The sequence below is a fragment of the Streptomyces orinoci genome (assembly GCF_003121295.1).
Classification (GTDB): Bacteria; Actinomycetota; Actinomycetes; order Streptomycetales; family Streptomycetaceae; genus Streptomyces; species Streptomyces orinoci.
The window spans coordinates 20,728-39,353 of the sequence record NZ_PHNC01000020.1 but is presented as its reverse complement, the minus strand read 5'-3'; the positions used below and the strand labels follow the sequence as shown (position 1 = coordinate 39,353).

17 protein-coding genes are annotated in these 18,626 nt (G+C 70.6%); 9 read left to right on the top strand and 8 right to left on the bottom strand.

Going from position 1 to position 18,626, the window contains the following annotated elements; all coding sequences use genetic code 11:
• Positions 1 to 111: 111 nt before the first annotated feature.
• The 6 genes from CV755_RS13970 to CV755_RS34215 all read left to right on the top strand — a co-directional run bounded on the left by CV755_RS13970 (position 112) and on the right by CV755_RS34215 (position 3,702).
• Positions 112 to 714 (top strand): bifunctional DNA primase/polymerase, encoded by a 603-nt coding sequence (locus CV755_RS13970; RefSeq protein WP_109280554.1) that lies wholly within the window; start codon positions 112 to 114, stop codon positions 712 to 714.
• A 431-nt stretch (positions 715 to 1,145) separates the two neighbouring features.
• The gene (locus CV755_RS34220; RefSeq protein WP_153068670.1) at positions 1,146 to 1,433 is read left to right on the top strand and encodes a hypothetical protein; all 288 of its coding nucleotides are present in this window, start codon (positions 1,146 to 1,148) and stop codon (positions 1,431 to 1,433) included.
• Between the two features lie 62 nt (positions 1,434 to 1,495).
• Complete coding sequence (locus tag CV755_RS13965) at positions 1,496 to 1,891, top strand: ASCH domain-containing protein (RefSeq protein ID WP_241561202.1); 396 nt, start codon at positions 1,496 to 1,498, stop codon at positions 1,889 to 1,891.
• A gap of 85 nt (positions 1,892 to 1,976) precedes the next feature.
• Positions 1,977 to 2,168, top strand: a complete 192-nt coding sequence (gene amcA / locus CV755_RS34945; RefSeq protein ID WP_109280553.1) for a multiple cyclophane-containing RiPP AmcA — start codon at positions 1,977 to 1,979, stop codon at positions 2,166 to 2,168.
• 70 nt (positions 2,169 to 2,238) lie between these two features.
• Positions 2,239 to 2,928, top strand: a complete 690-nt coding sequence (locus CV755_RS36700; RefSeq protein ID WP_109280552.1) for a pentapeptide repeat-containing protein — start codon at positions 2,239 to 2,241, stop codon at positions 2,926 to 2,928.
• Between the two features lie 27 nt (positions 2,929 to 2,955).
• Entirely contained in the window at positions 2,956 to 3,702 is a 747-nt protein-coding gene (locus tag CV755_RS34215) for a hypothetical protein (RefSeq protein WP_153068669.1), read from the top strand.
• Positions 3,703 to 4,038: 336 nt separating this feature from the next.
• On the opposite strand, the gene CV755_RS13945 is transcribed toward CV755_RS34215, so the two are convergent.
• The 3 genes from CV755_RS13945 to lysX form a co-directional block, all read right to left on the bottom strand.
• Positions 4,039 to 4,557 carry an RICIN domain-containing protein gene (locus CV755_RS13945; RefSeq protein WP_109280550.1) on the bottom strand — a complete coding sequence of 173 codons (519 nt, stop codon included), beginning with the start codon at positions 4,555 to 4,557 and terminating at the stop codon, positions 4,039 to 4,041.
• 39 nt (positions 4,558 to 4,596) lie between these two features.
• On the bottom strand, positions 4,597 to 5,070 hold the full coding sequence (locus CV755_RS13940) for a hypothetical protein (protein ID WP_109280549.1): 474 nt from the start codon (positions 5,068 to 5,070) through the stop codon (positions 4,597 to 4,599).
• A gap of 302 nt (positions 5,071 to 5,372) precedes the next feature.
• On the bottom strand, positions 5,373 to 8,714 hold the full coding sequence (lysX, locus tag CV755_RS13935; RefSeq protein WP_109280548.1) for a bifunctional lysylphosphatidylglycerol synthetase/lysine--tRNA ligase LysX: 3,342 nt from the start codon (positions 8,712 to 8,714) through the stop codon (positions 5,373 to 5,375).
• Between the two features lie 154 nt (positions 8,715 to 8,868).
• On the opposite strand from lysX, the gene CV755_RS13930 reads away from it, so the two are divergent.
• The gene (locus CV755_RS13930; protein ID WP_109280576.1) at positions 8,869 to 9,063 is read left to right on the top strand and encodes a hypothetical protein; all 195 of its coding nucleotides are present in this window, start codon (positions 8,869 to 8,871) and stop codon (positions 9,061 to 9,063) included.
• Positions 9,064 to 9,078: 15 nt separating this feature from the next.
• Here CV755_RS13930 and CV755_RS13925 read toward each other — a convergent pair whose 3' ends face one another.
• Together CV755_RS13925 and CV755_RS13920 are read right to left on the bottom strand one after the other, a co-directional pair.
• The gene (locus tag CV755_RS13925) at positions 9,079 to 10,485 is read right to left on the bottom strand and encodes a family 2B encapsulin nanocompartment shell protein (RefSeq protein ID WP_109280547.1); all 1,407 of its coding nucleotides are present in this window, start codon (positions 10,483 to 10,485) and stop codon (positions 9,079 to 9,081) included.
• A 172-nt stretch (positions 10,486 to 10,657) separates the two neighbouring features.
• On the bottom strand, positions 10,658 to 11,902 hold the full coding sequence (locus tag CV755_RS13920; RefSeq protein WP_241561201.1) for a phosphodiester glycosidase family protein: 1,245 nt from the start codon (positions 11,900 to 11,902) through the stop codon (positions 10,658 to 10,660).
• A gap of 219 nt (positions 11,903 to 12,121) precedes the next feature.
• On the opposite strand from CV755_RS13920, the gene CV755_RS13915 reads away from it, so the two are divergent.
• Complete coding sequence (locus tag CV755_RS13915; protein ID WP_109280545.1) at positions 12,122 to 12,979, top strand: phosphatidylinositol-specific phospholipase C/glycerophosphodiester phosphodiesterase family protein; 858 nt, start codon at positions 12,122 to 12,124, stop codon at positions 12,977 to 12,979.
• Between the two features lie 93 nt (positions 12,980 to 13,072).
• Here the strand turns inward: CV755_RS13915 and CV755_RS13910 are convergent, their stop codons facing one another.
• On the bottom strand, positions 13,073 to 15,901 hold the full coding sequence (locus CV755_RS13910) for a DEAD/DEAH box helicase (protein ID WP_241561200.1): 2,829 nt from the start codon (positions 15,899 to 15,901) through the stop codon (positions 13,073 to 13,075).
• Between the two features lie 191 nt (positions 15,902 to 16,092).
• Here CV755_RS13910 and CV755_RS13905 point away from each other — a divergent pair, with 191 nt between their 5' ends.
• Complete coding sequence (locus tag CV755_RS13905; RefSeq protein WP_109280544.1) at positions 16,093 to 16,275, top strand: hypothetical protein; 183 nt, start codon at positions 16,093 to 16,095, stop codon at positions 16,273 to 16,275.
• A 66-nt stretch (positions 16,276 to 16,341) separates the two neighbouring features.
• Here the strand turns inward: CV755_RS13905 and CV755_RS13900 are convergent, their stop codons facing one another.
• Positions 16,342 to 17,361 carry a TolB-like translocation protein gene (locus CV755_RS13900; RefSeq protein ID WP_109280543.1) on the bottom strand — a complete coding sequence of 340 codons (1,020 nt, stop codon included), beginning with the start codon at positions 17,359 to 17,361 and terminating at the stop codon, positions 16,342 to 16,344.
• Positions 17,358 to 18,626, bottom strand: coding sequence for an MFS transporter (locus CV755_RS13895; protein WP_241561199.1), 1,269 nt, complete (start codon positions 18,624 to 18,626; stop codon positions 17,358 to 17,360). The genes CV755_RS13900 and CV755_RS13895 overlap by 4 nt, the downstream gene beginning before the upstream one ends.

The following is an 18,626-nucleotide window of genomic DNA, read 5'->3' as shown; positions in this document are numbered from 1 at the left end:
TCCTCAATAAGTTCCACCACCGCCGGTGACGACGTGCGGTGACGGGGTGGCACTGCTCGCGTCACCCCATGTCACCTCTCGTCATCTCTACTGGCCAGGGCCCTGTGGTCGATGCTGGTCGCACGGCGGCCGAACGGTCGTCCCGGAGACCAACTGGGTGAGGACCGCGTGCAGTTGCTGACTAGGCGTGGGGCCGAGTGGCTGTCCACGGCGGCTGACAGGCCGCATGAATGCCGTGAGATCTGGGAGATGGATCCGCGCAAGCCGGTCGCCCTTCCGGCGGGCCGGCTCTTCGACGTTGTGGTGGTCAACCAGCAGCTTGGTGTTGAGACCTTCGATCAACTCGTCCGCAGACAGCTGCCGGTCGGTCCCGTTGAGATCGACCGGGCGGCGAAGAAGGTCGGGTTCTTCCTGCCACCGGATTCGCGCGAATGGTTCCGGCGGCAGGTGACCTGTGAGACGACATCGCCGCCCGAATACCGCTACCTCGGCAGGGAGTCCATGGTGGTGGTACCCGGGCGGTTGTCCCTGTCGGAAGACCGCTATGCCTGGCTGAGCGCACCGTTTCGTCAACTGGATGCGAATCCGGCACGAGCGGTTGCTCTCGCCCTGATGCTGGTGGCGTCCGCCGAACTGCTGGCACGCGCCGAGCAGTACGGCGAAGAGCGAATCTGGGTGCTGGAACGGGTGGTGCACCACGCGGAGCGTGGATGACGGCAGCCTTGCCGGACATGCTGATCACGGCCGGCCTGCTCAGCCGCTGAGGAAGCGCCTGCCCTCGTCGGAAGCATTCGCACAGATCTCCACTACGGCTGCGCTCGGTTGGGGAAGAGGCCGACACGGCCATTGGGTGCGGCGGTTGCGCTCCCGCTGTTCCGACCGCGGTGCTCGGTGACGCTGACAGGGTGCTACCTCCGCGTCTCCTCGGTACGAACCGGCTCAGTGGCGGATGGTGACGGCGATGGCTTCATAACTGCCTTTTGCCAAGCCCAGGACGCGTACCGGTTGCTATCACCGCGTCCCCAGCGGCGCTTCGATATGGACTCCTGCCCCTGGCCGACTACGCCCTGACCTCCTTTCCGGCCAGTGCCCACATCTGGCTCGGCAACCCGGTTCTGGCCCAGCAGGCTGCGGAATCCGCTGTCGTGGTCTATGAGACGGCACCGGCCGCCTCGCGGTCCCCGAGCCGCGAGGCAATCGCACGAATCGACCTTGCCATTGCCCATGCCCTGCTCGGCGAGCCGCAGGATGCGCTCGTCCTTGGCCACCAGGCTCTTGGCAGCACCCGTGTACTGGGCTCTGTTCGCAACCGGGCTCGCGAACTCGCCTCGTTCCTCACCCGCCGGTATCCCCGGCTGGAGGCAGCGAGAGGTTTCCAGGAACGCCTGCTGCCCCCGGCCGGACAACCACAACCACCGGAAGGCACCTTATGACCGAACGGTAGATCAACATCCGCAAGCCCTACCTTGAGCTGATCAAGGATGGCGTCAAGACGATGGAGGTCCGCGTCGGCTACCCCAGCATGAGGAAGATCGCCGCAGGGCAGGTGCTGGTGTTCCGGTCCGGCGACGACTCCTTTCGTATTCGGGTCGTCAAGCTCGTCGAATACCCGTCTTTCGAGGCCATGGCGGACGCGGAAGACATCACCGCCATCAGCGGTGACCTGAACCGCGAAGAGCTCCTCGCGGCTGCCGCGACATCTACCCACCCGAGAAGGAAGCCCTTGGCGTCCTGGCGATCCATCTTCACCGGCTGGCCGGATGACGTCATCACCAACGGCCGGCCAAGGGCGTTGGCGGGCCGCGCTCACAGCCGCCGTACTAGCGGGAAGGGCAGTGTCTCGCGCGGGGAGCACAGGCCGGCAACCGCTACTTCGAGTCGGGCAGCCTAACGACCACAGAGACGAACTACTGTCGTGTCTCCCGGCAGGCACTGGTAATGGCGCTGTGCACCACCGCGATGAAGGAGCAGGACGCATGACACTGCTGGAACAGCTCACTGTCACCGACGCTTCCGTAGTGCACGAGCTGGTCACCGCATACGGCCGTCTCCGGACCAAGACCGTTCACGCAAAATTCAACAACCAGCCGACGTGGGATAATTGGGGGAAGTCTTCCTCGCCATTCAACAACCAGCCCACCTGGGACAACTGGAACAAGAAGAAGTAGGCCGATCCTCCGGTGGCGCGTCATCCTGGCGCGTCACCTTGCCCGTGATGCAGGACCGAAGGAAAGTCGAATGGAATCCCGCACGGTACGCCGTACGAGCGTAACCCTCCCGGCTCTGGACGAGCGGGGCCTGTATCTATCGAACGTGACATCGCTCGAAGGTAGTCGGGGAAGGGTCTCGGATTTCCAGTACGCCGACAAGGACCTACGGGAACTGGACCTCGTTGACATTCAGTTGCTGGACGGTCGCATCCGAGATGTACGGAGTCGGCGCACCAGGCTCCAAGAAGTTCTGGTCAACTCCGTAGAGTTGTCCAACTGTTCCCTTTCCTCTCTGCGTTGGGCAGACAGTAAGCTCACTCGAGTCACATTCAGAAACTGTAAGCTGATGGGCGCCCTGTTCGAAGGCATGGTCCTCGACAACGTGCTCTTCGAGAACTGCAGATTCGACTACGCCACCTTTGACCGGCTTCGATTTACTGGCCCTGTGGCCTTCGTCAAATGCGCGCTTCAGGAATCGTCCTTCAAGTCCTCGGACTTCGGTTCGGCAGTGGTCTTCGAAGCATGTGACCTGCGACTGACCGAATTCGACGGTGGCAAGCACCGGGGGTGTGACCTTCGGGGCAATGACTTGAGCGGCGTGCGCGGTATCGGCGCACTCAGGGGTGTACTCATCGACCGCGAGCAGCTCGGCCAGCTCGCCGAAGCACTCGCAGCCGAGCTGGACTTCATGTACGGCGAGGACCTTGACGACAAATAGCCCGACTGCCGGAAGGGGGGAAGGAGCATGGCAGGCCGCCTGGCTTTCTTGCCCTGCAAGACGTTGCTGCAGCGGTGCGAGGCCGGTTCGGTTCGCCGATGCCGGAGTCTGGCGGACTACGACGACGGTGCCGTGGTACCCGTGGGGGACTGGCAACCGCTGACCACGACGGAAGCCGAACGGCTATGGGCGGACGCCGATACTCCAGACGGAACCGTGATCGAACTGATCCGGCTACGGTCCGCACTGGCCGGGAAGGCTCTGAACCTTGATGAGTTGACAGTCGGCCTCGAACCATTCGCCAACCGGTGGAAGCCCGAATTCCTGGGCTGTGCCACCGCTGGCGGCGGCTCCTGGACCACAACCGAAGACGCCGCCAAAGGGCGCAGGTTGGGTCTCCATGTCGATAACTGGGACCGGCTGCGCCATGGAGCTCGGCACATAGGACGGCGCCGGCTGTGCCTCAACCTGGGCCCCGGCCCTCGCTACTTGCTCATAGGTGATCGGACCGTGGAAGAGATCTGCGAGGCGCTCTACGAAGACGTTTCCCAGCGTTATCCGCATACCGACGATATACGGCGCTACGTTGAGCAGGGGCAGGAACTTCGCTCGCTGCGCATTCGCCTGGAACCGGGCGAGGGCTATATCGCTCCTACTGAACTCCTGCCGCATGACGGCTCGACCCAGGATGTAGTCCAACCCTCTACAGCGGCCTTCTGGCTCGGGCGGTGGCCGGTGCGCGGATTGGACGGCCCCTTGGTGGCCTCCGGATGAGATCGGACTCGTTCACCATGGCCGGGAGGCGAGCGTCTCGGTGCGTCCGGTGGCGACGATGGAGGTCGTCCGCTCGCCGTGGTCGCGGGAGTCTTGTCCCTCCCGACCAGCCCGCCAACACGCAAGCCCCTCAGTGTTCCCGGATCAGGAACATCGAGGAGCTTGACAGAGGGGCTGCATGCCTGGCCCACGCGGCCAGTGAAGCCTGCCGATCGTCTCGCGCACAAGTGGGTGGTGAGTGGACGCCTGGACCCGCATCAGCCCGCTGATCCAGCCGGCCAACAGCGGCGGCTTGCACAAGCCGGACGTGGGGAGCGGTGCTGTGCTGTCGGGCCGTCAGGCGTTGGGGAGACCCCAGTACTGGTAATCGTTCTTGGTGTTGCAGCCGTTCTGCCTGAGCAGCAGGCTGCTGGATTGTCCGGAATCCAGGCAGGCGTGGATGTCGTAGGTGTAGAACTGGTAGTTGAAGCTCCTGTAGTTGTTGCCGGTCAGCGCCCAGATCTGGCTGCGGACCTGTCCCGGCTTGCAGCCTTCGATCGAGGCCTTGCCGCTGTCGACGGTCAGGCACTTCTTGCTGGCGAGGTTGTAGACCCGCACGTTGTGGATGCCGTTGGTGTCGCCGTTGTAGGAGGCGACCTCCCATTTCTGCCAGGGGCTGTTACTACAGCCGTCCAGATACAAGCGCTTCTCTTCTCCGTGCTCTGTGAGACACCGCTTGCCGTGCTTGGCCTGGATGTGGACGGACGGGAGGAAGATGTCGGCGTGAGCCGGGCCGGCCATCAGAGCACTTGTGATGGCGGCAGTGGCGGTGACGATCGCGGCGGAGTGGAGTTTACGGCTGGACAGGAGCTTCATCTACGCCTCCAAGGCGTCGAGGTGAGCCTCGCCTGGCGCTTACCAGGCAAGCGGGACAGAGCCGGATTCGACGTCGCCGGAGATGATGCCGGAGTCCATCAGGCGGGCGCGGGCGAATACGCTGGTGATGCCTCTGCCGCCGGGGATGGGGACGAACTTCGACCACTCGTAGGCCGACCCGCCGCCAACGGGGTTGACGGCCGGACCGATGTTCTGGCCGACGCCCCACTGGATGCTGCCGTCCCCGTACCGGACGCCGAGTTCGGCGATGAGGTGCACATCGGTGCTGCCGCCATGGTAGGTGACCTTGGCGACGGCGATGTGGCTGTCGTAGTCGAGGTAGACACAGGGCTGTGCGGTCCACCCGTGGCCGAGCGGGCCGTCGGTCTGGACGCCGTTGACGGTGCGGCAGGCGTGCCACACGTTCACAGCATGCGCGGGCGGGGCGGCGACTGCGAGCGTGGCGACGATGGTGCCTGCGGAGGCGAGTCCGGTGGCCAACCAGCGTTTCATGGAGGGGATCTCCTTCGCTTCGGGTCGATGACGGCCAGGACGAGGGCTATGCCCCGACGGAATCAGCATGCTCGTCGGAGCTTCGGGTCGGCCACACATGTGCACCGCCAAGCCGCGCTGGAACCGGGGCAACCAGAAACGTAAGACGGTTGGGGATGGAGTGAAGGGTCTGTTCGCACTGTGAAGCGGTCCCTCCGGTGTCAGTCTGCACAGCGAGCCTGTTGTGCTCCGCCGGCACCTGGCTATGACGCCGGGTAGCGCGAAGGAGTCGGCCGGCGCGAGCAGTTGTGGAACCGGTTGCCCTACAAGCGCCGCACCAGCGGGAAGGGCAGGGTCTCCCGGATGGACAGGCCGGTGAGGAACATCACCAGCCGGTCCACGCCGATACCCAGACCGCCGGTGGGCGGCATGGCGTATTCCAGGGCGCGCAGAAAGTCCTCGTCCAGTTCCATGGCCTCCGGGTCGCCGCCGGCCGCTCGCAGGGACTGGGCGGTCAGGCGGCGGCGCTGCTCCACGGGATCGACCAACTCGGAGTAGGCGGTGCCCAGTTCGGTGCCGAAGGCGACCAGGTCCCAGCGTTCGGCCAGGCGCGGCTCCGCGCGGTGCGGGCGGGTGAGCGGGGAGACGTCGGTGGGGAAGTCCTTGTAGAAGACGGGGAGGGTGGTGCGCTCCTCCACCAGGCGTTCATAGAGTTCCAGGACGATATCGCCGCGGGTGTGCTCCGCGCGGTGCGGTACCCCGGCGGCGTCGCAGTGGCGGCGCAGGGCGGCGGCGGAGGTGTCCGGGCCGATCTCCTCGCCCAGTGCCTCGGAGACGGCGCCATAGACCGTTTTCACCGGCCAGCGGCCGGAGATGTCGTGTTCGGTGCCACCGCGGACCGCGATCGCCGAGCCATGGGCGGCGACGGCCGCCTCCTGGATCAGCTCCCGGGTCAGTTCCAGCATGGTGTCGTAGTCGCCCAGCGCCTGGTACGCCTCCAGCATGGTGAACTCGGGGTTGTGCTTGTAGGAGACGCCCTCGTTGCGGAAGGTGCGGCCCAGTTCGAAGACCTTCTCCAGGCCGCCCACACAGAGCCGTTTGAGATAGAGCTCGGGTGCGATGCGCAGGTACAGGTCCAGGTCGTAGGCGTTGATATGGGTGGTGAAGGGGCGGGCGTTGGCGCCGCCGTGGACCTGCTGGAGCATGGGGGTCTCCACCTCCAGATAGCCCCGGTCCAGCAGCCCCTGGCGCAATGCCTGGACGGCGGCGCTGCGGGCGCGCAGGGTGTGGCGGGCGCCGGGGTTGACGGCCAGGTCCACATAGCGCATCCGTACCCGGGTCTCCGGGTCGGCCAGGCCGCGGCGCTTGTCGGGCAGCGGGCGCAGGCATTTGGCGATGATCCGGGCGCGGTCGGCGAAGACAGTGAGCTCGCCCCGGTCGGTGGTGCCCACCTCGCCCTCGGCCTCGATATGGTCGCCCAGGTCGGTCCAGGCGGCGAAGCGGCGCAGCGGTTCCTCGCCGAACCCGTCGCGGGTGAGGGTGAGTTGGAGGTCGCCGGACCAGTCGCGCAGCACGGCGAAGAGCACCCCGCCGTGGTTGCGCTTGAGCAGCACCCGGCCGGTGACGGTGACCTGCTGCCCGGTACGGGCACCGGGCGGCAGGCCGGGGTGGGCGGCGCGGACGGCGGCCAGGGTGTGGGTGCGGCGGGCGTGGACCGGGTAGGGGTCGATGCCCTGGTCGCGCAGCCGGTCCAGTTTCTGCCGCCGGACCCTTACCTGTTCGGGCAGTTGGGCCAGGTCCTCGGCGCCCTCGGCGGCGGCCCGGGGGCCGGGGCCGAGTTCGGACAGCGGGGGCAGTCCGGCGGTGGACGGCGGGCGGGTCATGCCCTTGGCCCGGCCCCGGCCCCAGAGCTGGCCCAGGCTGGGGACGGCGACAAAGCCCTCGGCGATGCCGGAGGCCAGCCCGATCCGGGCCAGGGCACCGGCGTCCGCGTAGCACAGGAAGCGGGGGTGCCACTCGGGGTCGTATTTGACGTTGGAGCGGTAAAGCGCCTCCAGCTGCCACCACTTGGAGAAGAACAGCAGCAGCCGGCGCCAGAGCCGCAGTACCGGGCCGGCGCCGATCCGGGCACCCTCCTCGAAGGCGGAGCGGAAGGCCGCGAAGTTGAGGGAGATCCGTTTGACGCCGAACCGGACCGCCTGGGCGCAGAGTTGGGTGACCATGAACTCCATCACCCCATTGGGGGCGGCGCGGTCGCGGCGCATCAGGTCCAGGGAGACCCCGTCCGGGCCCCAGGGGACGAAGGACAGCAGGGCGATCATGTTCCCCTGGGCGTCCAGCGCCTCCACCAGCAGGCAGTCCCCGTCGGCGGGGTCGCCCAGCCTGCCCAGGGCCATGGAGAAGCCGCGTTCGGTCTCGGTGTCCCGCCAGGCGTCGGCCCGCCGGATCACCTCGCCCATCTCCTCGTCGCTGAGCGCCGAATGACGGCGGATGCGGACGGTGGCCCCGGTGCGCTCCACCCGGTGCACCGCCTGCCGGGTCACCCGCATCTCCCGGCCCTCCAGGTTGAAGGAGGCGACCTGGAGGATGGCCTCGTCGCCCAGTTGCAGGGCGCCCAGGCCGGAGCGGGCGTAGGCGCGGGCGCCGGTCTCGCTGGCGCCCATCACGGCCGGCTGCCAGCCATAGCGGCCGGCCAGCGCCAGCCAGGCCTCGATGGCCGGGGTCCAGGCTTCGGGGTCGCCCAGCGGGTCGCCGGAGGCCAGGCACACCCCGGCCTCCACCCGGTAGGTGACGGCCGCCTTGCCGCTGGGGGAGAAGACCACCGCCTTGTCCCGGCGGGTGGCGAAGTAGCCCAGTGAGTCGCGGCCCCCGTAGCGGGCGAGCAGGGCGCGGATGCGCGCCTCCTCGTCATCGTGCAGGGCCGCCTCCAGACGCTGCGAACGGAACAGCGTCATGGTGGCGTTGAGCAGCGCCAGCGCACCCAGCAGGCCCAGCAGGAAATACACCCAGTGCGGCGGGTGGCCGGGGATCTGCCGGGTGCTGACCAGGCCGCCGCACACCTTGTTGGCGACGAACAGCAGCCGGTTCCCGGCGCCGGGTTCCAGCGAGCCGGGGAACAGCTCCACCAGCCCCCAGCCCAGCAGCACCGCGATGCCCAGCCCGGCCGCCAGCACCAGCAGGGCACGCAGAAAGGCGCCGTGCCGTACCTCGGCGTAGAACTCCCGGCGGGCCAGGACCAGCAGGGTCATCGCCAGCAGCGACAGCACCAGCGAGGGAATGGTGTCCCAGTAGCCGACGGCCAGCAGCAGCACATCGGCCAGCACCAGCAGCCCCAGATACACCAGGACAAACCAGAGGGTGACCCGCTTACGGGCCGCCATGGCGGTGGCCAGCAGCAGCAGGAAGACCGCATAGGCCAGGTTGGGAGCGGTGGGGACGGTCAGGGTGTCCAGGGCGTCCGTCAGCGGGTGGGAGCCCCGCCGCAGCGGCGGGATCAGCGAGGTGACGGCGCAGAACAGGCCCAGCAGACCGAAGAAGAGCGCAAAGCCATTGGGCACCCGGTGCAGCAGACGGTGCCAGGCGGAGCCCGGATCACCGTCCTCCGCAGTCTTGTGAGAAGTCCCGTGCACCGTGACGGGCGTACGCTCCCGGACTGTGCGGATCATTCCGTCAGCCTAGGCAGGGCGGGGAGCGTATGCCCGTCGGGCGTCCGAATCGGTGAATAGATACCCGAACGGAGTAGCCGCGCTGCCGGGCCGGTGCCCGGTGATGCGCCAGACTTGGCGGACCACCCACCGCCGCTTCGCCTGGAGGTACGCCATGGCCATCTCGATTTCCGTGGTCCTGCTGCTGGTCGTCCTGGCCGTGGTGTTCCTCCGCAACGGGGGACTGCGGATGTCGCATGCGCTGGTCTGTGTGCTGCTGGGCTTCCTGCTCGCCAACACCAGCATCGCGCCCACCCTCTCCAACGGCCTGTCCGCCGCCGCCTCGCTGGTCAGCGGCGTACGGCCGTGACCGGGCGACCGGAGATCAGCTGCCGGTCTCCACGTCCTCCAGCACGCCCAGCGCATCGGGCACCAGGATGGCCACCGAGTAGTAGGCGCTGACCAGGTAGGACGAGACGGCGTGCTCGTCGATGCCCATAAAGCGCACATTGAGGCTGGGCTGGTACTCGTCCGGGATGCCGGTCTGGTGCAGGCCGACCACCCCCTCGTCCTTCTCCCCGGTCCGCATGGCGATGACCGAGCTGGTGCCCGACTCACTGACCGGGATCTTGTTGCAGGACAGCAGCGGCACCCCGCGCCAGGAGCGCACCGGATGGCCCAGCACCTCCACGGCCTGGGGATACAGGCCCCGCTCGCTGCACTCCCGGCCGAAGGCGGCGATGGCGCGCGGATGGGCCAGCAGATACTCGGTCTTGCGGCGGCGGGAGAGCAGCTCGTCCAGATCGTCCGGGGTGGGCGGGCCGCTGCGGGTATGGATGCGCTGCCCGAGGTCGGCATTGGCCAGCAGGCCGAAATCGGGGTTGTTGATCATCTCGTGCTCCTGGCGCTCGCGCAGCGCCTCCACGGTCAGCCGCAGCTGCTGCTCCAGCTGGTTCATCGGCTCGTTGTAGAGGTCGGCGACCCGGGTGTGCATCCGCAACACCGTCTGGGCGACGCTGAGTTCGTACTCACGCGGCCTGAGCTCGTACTCCACATAGGTGCCGGGGATGACCGGCTCGCCCTCATGCCCGGAGGCCACCGCGATATCGGCCTCGCCCCGGGCGTTGGCCGGCGGGGCCGGACGGGAGGCGAAGTCCGCCAGATGCGCCCGGAGTTCGGGGGAGCGCTCGGCGATCTCCTGGAAGGTGCGCAGCGGCAGCGCCAGTACGGTGCAGCGGGTCACCGCCCGGACGGTGAAGTCCCACTCGGCGTCGGGCTCCAGCGGGACCCGCTCACCGAAGAAGGCCCCGTCGGCCAGGGTGGCCAGCAGCGTCTCGTCGCCGTACTTGCCGGTGCCCTTCTTGGTCAGCTTGCCGTGGGCGATCAGGAAGATCTCGTCCGCCGGGCGGCCCCGCTCCACCAGTGCCTCACCCGCCGCGTACTGCCGCTGCACACAGCCGTCGGCCAGCGCCTGGAGCACCGAGGGCTCCTCGAAGCCGCGCAGACAAGGCAGTTCACCCAGCTCGGCCGGGATGACCCGGATATCGGTGCCGGTGGAGAGGAACTCCACGATGCCATTGCCGACGGTGTAGCTCAGCCGCCGGTTGACCCGGTAGGTGCCGGCCGACACCTGCACCCAGGGCAGCACCCGCAGCAGCCAGCGCGAGGAAATCCCCTGCATCTGCGGGACGGACTTGGTGGTGGTCGCCAACTGGCGGGCCGCGTCCGTGCCCAGGCTGAGCTGGTTCCGGCTCTCCGGTGCGGTGTTCTCCGGCTCCACTGCCGTCGTCATAAGAGGTGTTCACCCATCTGTTGTGTGGTGCACGACGGATAACCGCACGGGCGACGCGAAGAGTTGACCGGAAAATTCCGCGACCGGCCGGCGAATTCCGAAGCTAGCAGCGGGGATCAGCCGGAGACATCACTCGAAAGTGTGGGGTAACCGGGCCTGTTCGGGGGCCGGTTCAGGAACGGACGAAAACGCCGATCCCGTTCGCCACCGCCCGCTCCTCGCCATGCGACGGATGGTTGCGCACCGTGGCGTGTGCGCTGTGCGCGCTCCGGGTCACCAGGGTGCTGGAGCCGCCGCCGTCCAGATTGAAGGCGTCCACCGCCCCGATCTTCCGCATGGCACGGGCCAGTTCGGCCAGCGTCAGACCGGAACGGTAGGCGGCCCGTCCGTCCAGCGCCAGCAGATACAGCCGCCGGCCGCCGTCCGCCAGCCCGGCGGCGGTACGCACGGCGGGGGTGGTGCCGTCCAGTCCGTCCAGCGCCCGGCCGCCGCGCAGGATGGGGAAGCCGCCCAGGGCGCAGCGCAACGCCCCCGAGCGCTGGGAGCGCAGTCGCTCCGTCACCCGTACCCGGTCGCCCACCGCCAGCCGGCGCAGGTCCCGGGCGCCCTGCTCGCGGCCCACCAGGACCACCGTGCCACGCGGGATCGGGCCCGCGCCGGGACGGTTGCGCAGTGAGGTCACCCGGCCGTCGCGGACGGTGAGTTCCACCGTGGTGCGGCTGCAGGACGCGGCCCGGTCGGTGTCGGTGCCACAGGTGGCGCGCAGCCGGGAGGCGGCGCCCCAGGCCGAGGTGTAGGCGCCCACGCCGCTGACCGGCAGCGCGTACTCGTTGAAGCCGGCCAGCGGCAGATCGTCGTCCTCCTCGGTACGCACCGAGCCCTCCAGCGACAGCCGGTCCAGCCGGGCCACCCGGTTGGTGCCCACCGCAAGTACGTCCTCGGTGGTCGCACCCCGGGGCAGGGCCGGGCCGAAGCGCTGGCCGTCCGGCACCGCGGCCTTCAGGGCCCGCCCGGCGGCGACCGCCGGGCCCACGGGGGCGCCGGTGGCCTGCACGCCGGGATGCTGGTCCTCGGCGATATTGAAGAAGTCGCCGTTGACACCGCCCACCGCCCGCTGCTTCTCGGCCAGTTGGGAGATCTTGGCGCGCGCCCCCACCGCCCCCGGATACAGCAGGTCCACCGAGACCCGCCGGTCGCGCAGATCCACCGTCAGCAGATGCCCCAGCACCGGGCCGTGCGCGCCCTTGAGGGAGAACTCCCGGTAGCCGACGCCGGGGGCCACGGTGCCGGCGGCGCCCAGCCGCGGGGCCGAGGCGTCCTGGGTCGCGGCCCAGGACGCCCCTCCGGTCCCGATAAGCGAAAGCCAGGTCAACCACACCGTCAGCACCGCGCGCACGCGGTATTCGCGTCTACTCACTGTCAACCCCAGAAGAAACGTCAACTGCGCTCGGCCACACGGGCCTTCATCATGCCCGGAAAAAACGCCGGGGAACGCTTTGGCGTCCATCAGGGCAACTCTTTTCCCGGGTCTGTCGAATGGCCCTGCGAGCCTCGATACTCATCGTCAGCAGCACGCAGCGCCAAGGTGTATTCACTCCATTGGCTCCATTGGCTTCCCGGAACCGGAGGCATTCCCATGACCGTCCGTACGCGCCGCGCCGTCGTCCTCGGCCTTGGAGCCGCCCTCGCCGGTTCCCTGGCGGCACCCGCCTTCGCCGAGGACTCGGACACCAGCCGCGGCAAGCCGCCGCTGCGCCATGCGCACGCGCACAACGACTATGAGCACCGGCACCCGCTCACCGAGGCCCTCTCCCATGGCTTCAACAGCATCGAGCCGGACATCTGGCTGGTCGGCGGCCAGCTGCTGATCGGACACGACGCGGACAAGCTCGATCCGCGGCGAACGCTGGAATCGCTTTATCTCCAGCCGCTGTGGCACCGTGTCAGAGCCAACGGCGGCCGGGTCTACCGCGGCTACGACCGCACGGTGCAGCTGCTCATCGACATCAAGTCGCCCGGTGATCCCACCTACCGGGAGCTGGCCCGGCATCTGGAGCGCTACCGCTCGATGTTCACCCGCTACTCCGACGGGCGGGTGCATCGCGGCGCCCTGACCGCGGTGGTCTCCGGCGACCGCGGGGCCCGTGCGCCGATGGAGCGGGAGCGGGTGCGCTATGCCTTCTACGACGGACGGCTCACCGACCTGGACGGCCGGGCACCCGCCTCCTTCTGCCCGCTGATCAGCGACGACTGGACCAAGCACTTCGGCTGGCGGGGGGTGGGGCCGATGCCGGCCCGGGAACGGGCCGGACTCCGCCGCATCGTCCGCCAAGCCCACGCCGCCGGCCGCCAGGTGCGCTTCTGGGCCACCCCGGACCAGCCGGGCCCGGCCCGCGACGCCCTCTGGCGCGAACTGCTGGCGGCCGGCGTGGACTACCTCAACACGGACGACCTCGCCGGCTTGGAGACGTTCCTCCGGGCACACGGCGCGTGATTCCGGGTGCCCGCTCAGGGGCGCGGGGCAGCTACATCCTTCGGCTGCGCCGCGTGGGCGCGACCGGCCACGCACGGCCCGCAGCCGCAAGGGTCAGGCCGACGGCCCCGGACGCAAAGCCACCAGCTCGGCCAGCTCCGTATCGGTCAGCTCCGTCAGCGCACCCTCGCCCGTCGTGCCCAGTACCGCGTCCGCCAAAGCCTGTTTGCGGCGCAGTAGTTCGGCGATGCGGTCCTCCACCGTGCCCTCGGTGACCAGGCGGTGCACTCGCACCGGGCGGGTCTGGCCGATGCGGTGCGCCCGGTCGGTGGCCTGCGCCTCCACCGCCGGGTTCCACCAGCGGTCGAAGTGCACCACATGCCCGGCCCGGGTGAGGTTCAGACCCGTGCCCGCCGCCTTCAACGACAGCAGGAACACCGGGACTTCACCGTTCTGGAAGCCGCGCACCAGTTCCTCGCGGCGGGCCACCGGAGTGCCGCCGTGCAGCAGCGCGACGGGCACCCCGCGCGCCCGGAGATGCGTCCGGAGCAGCCGGGCCATCCGGACGTACTGGGTGAAGACCAGCACTCCGGCGCCCTCCGCCACCAGAGTGTCCAGCAGCTCGTCCAGCAGCTCCAGCTTCCCCGAACGCCCCTCGGTCCGGGGCGACTTCTCCTTGAGGTACTGCGCCGGATGGTTGCAGATCTGCTTCAGCGCGGTGAGCAGCTTGACGATCAGGCCCCGGCGGCGCAGCCCATCGGTGCCCGCCAGCTCCGCCAGCAGCTCGCGGACCACCGCCTCGTAGAGCCCGGCCTGTTCCCGGGTGAGCGCCGCCACATGGTCGGTCTCGGTCCGGGGCGGCAGCTCCGGGGCGATGCCCGGGTCGCTCTTGCGGCGGCGCAGCAGGAAGGGGCGCACCAGTGCGGCCAGCCGCTCGGCGGCGCCCGGGTCGGTGCCGGACTCCACGGGCCGGGCGTAGCGGCGGCGGAAGGTGTCCAGGGAGCCCAGCAGCCCGGGGGTGGTCCAGTCGAGGATGGCCCACAGCTCGGAGAGGTTGTTCTCCACCGGAGTGCCGGAGAGCGCCACCCGGGCCCGGGCGCCGATGGTGCGCAGCCGCCGGGCGGTCGCCGAGTGCGGATTCTTGATGTACTGGGCCTCGTCGGCCACCACCAGGCCCCAGTCCACGCCCGCCAGCCGTTCGGCGTCCAGCCGCATGGTGCCATAGGTGCCGAGGACGAACTCCCCGTCCGCCAGGCCCTCCAGGCTGCGCCCGCTGCCATGGAAGCGGCGCACCGGGGTGCCGGGGGCGAAGCGTTCGATCTCGCGCTGCCAGTTGCCCAGCAGTGAGGCCGGGCAGACCACCAGGGTGGGCCCGGCCGCCCCCGGCAGGCCCTGGCGGTGCAGATGCAGGGCGATCAGGGTGACGGTCTTGCCCAGGCCCATGTCGTCGGCGAGGCAGCAGCCCAGGCCGAGCGAGGTCATCCGGTGCAGCCAGGTCAGTCCGCGCAGCTGGTGGTCGCGCAGGGTGGCGGCCAGCGCGGCGGGCGGGGCCACGGGCCGGCGGATGCCGCCGGGCTCGGCGATCACATCGCGCAGGGCGGCCAGCCGGCCGGTCGCCTCCACCGGCACCCGCTGCTCGCCGCCCTCGGCCTCGATCTCGCCGGTGAGCGCGGCCCGCAGTCCCTCTGCCGGGGTGACCTTGCGTTCCTCGCGGTCCCGGGCGCGCCGCAGCGCGGCCGGGTCGATCACCACCCACTGGTCGCGCAGCCGCACCACCGCCCGTCCGGCCTCGGCGAGTTGGTGCAGTTCGGCGCGGGTGATCTCCTGCTCGCCGACCGCGAAGCGCCAGTGGAAGGTGAGCAGGGCGCCGGCGGACAGCAGGGCGGGGGAGTGGGACCGGTCCTCGTCCCCGGGCGAGCCGACCACCGCCCGGGCGGTGAGCGGCCGCACCAACTCCCTTGGCCAGTGCACCTCCACGCCCACCGCGTCCAGGGCGGCGGCGGCCGGGCCCAGCAGTTCGCCCACCTCCCGGTCGGCCAGTTCCAGGGCGTCCGGGACGGCCGCCGAGAGCAGCGGTGCCAGCACCGGCCAGGCATGCACCGCGCGGCGCAGCGCCGGCAGCGCGCCCGACCGGGCACCGGGGCCCAGCGCCGTGCTCCCGGACCACACCCGGGCGGCGTCCGCCACCAGCGCCGGGTCGCCCAGGCTGTGCACCTGCACCACCGCCCGCAGCCGGGGCTCGGCGCCGTCCGGACCCAGGGCCTCCACCCGTAGCGAGATGCGCACCCTCGCGTCGGGCGAGGCGGCCGGCCCGGATGCCCGTGGGCGTCGCTCCGGCGGTCGTCGGGGTTCGGGGGCGGTGAAGGTCCGGCTGCCGGTGGCGAGTTGGGCGGCCGGGCTGCGCGGCAGGCCGTCGGCGACGGCCTCCAGGAAGGAGCGCACCAGCGGCCCGGGCTCGGGCAGCAGCGGCGGATCGCTGCCGGGGACCGGGACGGCATGGGCGGCGGGCGGCATGGCGTCGGCCAGTTCGCCGATCCGGCGCAGGTCCTCCGGGGCCGGCGGGCACGCCTTCCGGCTGTCCTCGCCGGAGGCGGCCGGCTGGGGCAACAGGCGTCCCCGGGCGGCGAGTTGCAGGGCGAGCAGCGCCGCGGTGCCCCAGAAGGCGGCCGCCTCGTCGGCCCCGGCGGCGCGGGCGCGGGTGAGTACGGGCAGGGCCTCGCGCACGGGCAGCACGGTGGCGGGGACGGTCGTGGTGGTGACCCCGGTGCCGTCGGGAACGACCACGGTCAGTTCCTCGAAGGGGCCGTCGGGGAGCGGGAGTTGGCCGTCGGGACGCCAGAAGGCGATACGGCCGGTACGGGCGGGGTCGCCGGGCAGGAAGGTGGCCGAGGAATGGTCGAGGCGGGCGATGTCGGAGGGCGTCGCGACAGGGGGCGGGGTCACAGGGCTGCGCGTTTCCTCGAACTCGACTGGCCGGGGCGGGAGCGGTCGAGGGTACCCCAGCGGCATACCGGACGAGGGGATGGCGAAGGTGACCCTTACCACTTCCGCCCGGCCGGGCGGGAACCCCGCGCGGCGGCCCGGCGTTGTGCCGGGAGAGCGCGACGCGCGGTCGCGCGAGGAGGTGCGGTCGGATGAGCAACGGGGCGAAGGCAGCCGTCGGCGGAGTCGCGGCGGGTGTGCTGCTGATATGGCTGGTGGGCTTCTGGGTGGGGCTGCTGGTGCTGGTGGGGGTGCCGGTGGGTGCCTATCTGCTGCTGGACCCCGCGCAGCGCAAGCGGCTGCGGCGGGTGACCCGTAAGGAGCTGGGGCGCTAGCGGGCTGCCCGGCGGCCCGGCGCCCGGGCGCTCACCAGAGGTGCCCGGCTGCCCGGAGCTGACCGTTCACCCGGCCGGGAACGCCGGGGCCAGCGCCGCCCTGGCCAGCAGGCGGGGCCGGCCGGAGCCGTCCGCGGGCACTGTCCACAGATCGGAGCCATAGGCGCCCGGCAGCGAGTAGACCAGGGTGCGGCCGTCCCGCCACACCGCCTGATCGTCCACACTGCGCCCCTCCGCGGTCGCGGTCTCCCGCAGGGTGCGCAGGTCCAGGACGTACAGCCGCCAGGGCGCGTCCGAGGAGACGCCCGCCACCCGCTTCTTGTACGCCACCCGGGTCCCGTCCGGGGACAGCGAGGGGCACTCCACATTCCGGTGCACCGAGCGCAGCGTCCGCTCCCGCCGGTCCCCGCGCACCAGATAGGTCTGGCCGCCGGTTGCCACGGTGGCGAAGAAGCGGGTGTCATCGGCGAAGGTGACGCCCCAGACATTGAGGTCCGCGGCGCGGTGCGGGCGGCCGTCCAGGAAGAAGCGGTAGTCCTCCAGATTGCGTTCCAGGCCGCCGGAGGCCGCGTCGGCGATGGAGGTGCGGGTGGAGAAGGAGGTGCCCGCATAGGAGTCCCCGCTGACGAAGACCGTCCAGGCCACGGTGCGGCCGCTGGGCGAGACCCGGGCCCGGGTGGGGATCCCGGAGAGGCCGTAGCGGTGCCGCTCGTGCAGATGCGCATCCAGCACCAGCGCGCGATATCCGTCCCGCAGCTTGCCGTGCACCGCCTGCAGGCATACTCCGGTGCCGCCGGCGGAGTGGAAGCGCAGACAGCGCACCCCGGAGGCGGTGCGCGCGCCGCCGGGGTCCGCCGCCGGCACCGAGGTCAGCTCGTCCCGGTGCGGGCCCCAGGCCATATTGCGGAAGACGGTGCGGCCCGGCGCGTCCAGCAGCACCGGGCCGGGGCGGACCTCGGGGCCGCCCGGCTGGGTACGGTCCTTCTCGGCCGCCCGCCCGGCCGCGTGCAGGGTGGCGCCGACCGCCACCGCGCCCAGCAGCGCTATGGCGGCCAGCAGGACGATCAGGCGATGGGTACGGGTCAACGGGCTTGCTCCTGGGCGGGGTCGGGGCGCAGCAGCAGGGCGCTGAGCGCGGCGGACACCGCCAGGCCGGCCGCCGCCGCGGTGAGCGCGGTGCGGTCGCCCCAGGCGGTCCAGGCCGCACCGAAGGCGAGGGAGCACAGGAAGCGGGCCGCCGCCTGCCCGGTCTGCACCACCGCCAGACCGCTGCCGCGCAGCCGCTCGGGCACCGCGTCGGCGGTGGCGGCGGCCAGCACCCCATCGGTGGCGGCGTAGAAGCCGCCGTGCAGGGTGAGCACCACCGAGGCCAGGGCCGGGGAGCCGCCGGGGGAGGTGATCAGCAGACCGTAGGCGGCCAGCAGGGCCAGATGTCCGGTGAGGAACAGCCGGCGGCGGCCGGTCCGGTCGGCCAGCATGCCCAGTGGCACGGCCAGCAGCAGAAAGGCGGCCGCGGTGCCCAGCGGCAGCAGCGGGAACCAGGACTCCGAAAGCTCCAGCCGGCGCTGCAGGGTGAGATAGAGGAAGGAGTCGCTGACCGTGGTCAGCCCCAGCAGCACCGCACAGCAGGTCAGCCGCCGTACGGCCGGCCGGCGCAACAGGCCGCGTACGGCCCGGCGTTGGCGCTCGGCGGCCGGGGTGGCGCGGGCGGTGCGGCCGGGGGCGAAGAGCAGCAGGATCAGTACGCCCAGCGCGGCGACACAGCCGCTGACGGTGAAGACCGCGTCATATCCCCCGGCGGCCAGCCGCAGGATCACAAAGGCCGTCAGCGGGCCGAGCAGCGCGCCCGCGGTGTCCATGGCCCGGTGGACGCCGAAGGCCCGGCCCCGGACGGCCGGTTCGCAGGAGAGGGAGATCAGGGCGTCCCGGGGCGCGGTGCGCAGCCCCTTGCCGGTGCGGTCGGCGGCCAGCACCGCGCCGATCAGCGGCAGGCTGTGCACGGTGAGCAGCAGCGGCTTGCACAGGGCGGACAGGCCGTAGCCCACCGCCGCGACCGCCTTGTGGCCGCCGCCATGGCGGTCGGAGAGCCTGCCGCCGAGCAGCCGCACCAGGGCGCTGAAGCCGTTGTAGACGCCGTCCAGCAGCCCGAACCCCAGTGGGGTGAGCCCCAGTTCGCCGACCAGATAGAGCGGCAGGACGGCGGTGACCATCTCCGAGGAGACATCGGTCACCAGGCTGACGGTGCCCAGCACCAGCACCGCGCCGGGCACCACGGCCCGCCGGCCGGGCATGGTGGCCCGGCCGGCGGGGCGAGAGGTGTCGGGGGTGCCGCGGCTGTCCGCGAGATACAC

Coding starts and splice junctions, on each gene's coding strand:
- CV755_RS13970 (WP_109280554.1), top strand. CDS start 112: ATGCTGGTCGCACGGCGGCCGAACGGTCGTCCCGGAGACCAACTGGGT.
- CV755_RS13965 (WP_241561202.1), top strand. CDS start 1,496: ATGGAGGTCCGCGTCGGCTACCCCAGCATGAGGAAGATCGCCGCAGGG.
- amcA (WP_109280553.1), top strand. CDS start 1,977: ATGACACTGCTGGAACAGCTCACTGTCACCGACGCTTCCGTAGTGCAC.
- CV755_RS36700 (WP_109280552.1), top strand. CDS start 2,239: ATGGAATCCCGCACGGTACGCCGTACGAGCGTAACCCTCCCGGCTCTG.
- CV755_RS34215 (WP_153068669.1), top strand. CDS start 2,956: ATGGCAGGCCGCCTGGCTTTCTTGCCCTGCAAGACGTTGCTGCAGCGG.
- CV755_RS13945 (WP_109280550.1), bottom strand. CDS start 4,557: ATGAAGCTCCTGTCCAGCCGTAAACTCCACTCCGCCGCGATCGTCACC.
- CV755_RS13940 (WP_109280549.1), bottom strand. CDS start 5,070: ATGAAACGCTGGTTGGCCACCGGACTCGCCTCCGCAGGCACCATCGTC.
- lysX (WP_109280548.1), bottom strand. CDS start 8,714: ATGATCCGCACAGTCCGGGAGCGTACGCCCGTCACGGTGCACGGGACT.
- CV755_RS13930 (WP_109280576.1), top strand. CDS start 8,869: ATGGCCATCTCGATTTCCGTGGTCCTGCTGCTGGTCGTCCTGGCCGTG.
- CV755_RS13925 (WP_109280547.1), bottom strand. CDS start 10,485: ATGACGACGGCAGTGGAGCCGGAGAACACCGCACCGGAGAGCCGGAAC.
- CV755_RS13915 (WP_109280545.1), top strand. CDS start 12,122: ATGACCGTCCGTACGCGCCGCGCCGTCGTCCTCGGCCTTGGAGCCGCC.
- CV755_RS13905 (WP_109280544.1), top strand. CDS start 16,093: ATGAGCAACGGGGCGAAGGCAGCCGTCGGCGGAGTCGCGGCGGGTGTG.